The organism is Streptomyces sp. NPDC054840 (assembly GCF_053611065.1).
Genome location: NZ_JBSGZP010001077.1, coordinates 1 through 1,528 on the forward strand (window position 1 = coordinate 1; position 1,528 = coordinate 1,528).

General features: G+C 74.0%; 1 protein-coding gene. It reads left to right on the top strand.

Annotation, left to right across the window (positions count from 1 at the left end):
• Nucleotides 1-297: 297 nt before the first annotated feature.
• Nucleotides 298-1,528 (top strand): radical SAM family heme chaperone HemW (hemW, locus tag ACWGIU_RS37645; RefSeq protein ID WP_453712562.1); only part of this gene is annotated, 1,231 nt, incomplete at its 3' end.

Sequence of the window (1,528 nt, forward strand, 5' to 3'; positions counted from 1 at the left end):
CTGCAGCGCTGGCAGACGGTCAAGAAGTTCCGGCTGCTGCCGCGCGACCTCGACGTCGAGCACGGCGACCTCACCCCCAGCCTGAAGCTGAAGCGGCCGGTGGTCGAGCGTGAGTTCAAGCACCTGATCGAGGAGATGTACGAGGGGTCCCGCGAGGCGTAGCGCCTGCCGCGGCCCGGCGGGGCGGGGCGGTGGACCGCCCCGCGGACCCCGCCGGGCCCCCTTCCCGGGGCTCCGCCCCCGGACCCCCGTGCCTCACGCGCCGACGGGGCTGTTCCCGTGCGGGATGATGGGGTCATGCCTTCCGCACTCCCCGACGGTGAACCCATGCCCGAAGACGGCTCGCTGCCGTCGCATGCCCTGGCGGGCGCGGGGGAGCGGCCGCTCGGGTTCTACCTGCACGTCCCCTACTGCGCCACGCGCTGCGGGTACTGCGACTTCAACACCTACACGGCCACCGAGCTGCGAGGCACCGGCGGTGTGCTCGCCTCCCGGGAGAACTACGCCGACACCCTGATCGACGAGGTCAGGCTGGCGCGGAAGGTGCTCGGCGACGACCCGCGCCCGGTCCGGACCGTCTTCGTCGGCGGCGGCACGCCCACGCTGCTGCCCGCCGCCGACCTCGTACGCATGCTCGCGGCGATCCGGGACGAATTCGGCCTGGCCGAGGACGCCGAGATCACCACGGAGGCCAATCCCGAGTCGGTGGACCCGCGGTACCTGGCCGAGCTGCGCGCCGGGGGCTTCAACCGGGTCTCCTTCGGCATGCAGAGCGCCAAGCAGCACGTCCTGAAGGTGCTCGACCGCACCCACACGCCGGGGCGCCCCGAGGCGTGCGTCGCGGAGGCGCGGGCGGCCGGCTTCGATCACGTCAACCTCGACCTGATCTACGGAACGCCCGGGGAGTCGGACGAGGACTGGCGGGCGACGCTCTCGGCGGCGCTGGGGGCCGGGCCGGACCACATCAGCGCCTACGCGCTGATCGTCGAGGAGGGCACGCAGCTGGCACGGCGGATCCGCCGGGGCGAGGTCCCGATGACGGACGACGACGTCCACGCCGACCGGTACCTGATCGCGGACTCGGTCATGGCCGAGGCCGGGTACTCCTGGTACGAGGTCTCGAACTGGGCCACCTCGGAAGCCGGGCGGTGCCTGCACAACGAGCTGTACTGGCGCGGCGCCGACTGGTGGGGCGCGGGGCCGGGTGCGCACTCGCACGTGGGCGGGGTGCGGTGGTGGAACGTGAAGCACCCGGGCGCGTACGCTGCGGCGCTGGCGGAAGGGCGGTCGCCCGGGGCGGGACGGGAGCTCCTGTCGGAGGAGGACCGGCGGGTGGAGCGGATCCTGCTGGAGCTTCGGCTGGTGGACGGGGTGCCGCTGTCACTGCTCGCTCCGGCCGGGCTGGAGGCGTCGCGGCGGGCGCTGGCGGACGGGCTGCTGGAGCCGGGGCCGTACGAGGGCGGGCGGGCCGTGCTGACGCTGCGCGGGCGGTTGCTGGCCGACGCGGTGGTGCGGGACCTGGTGGACT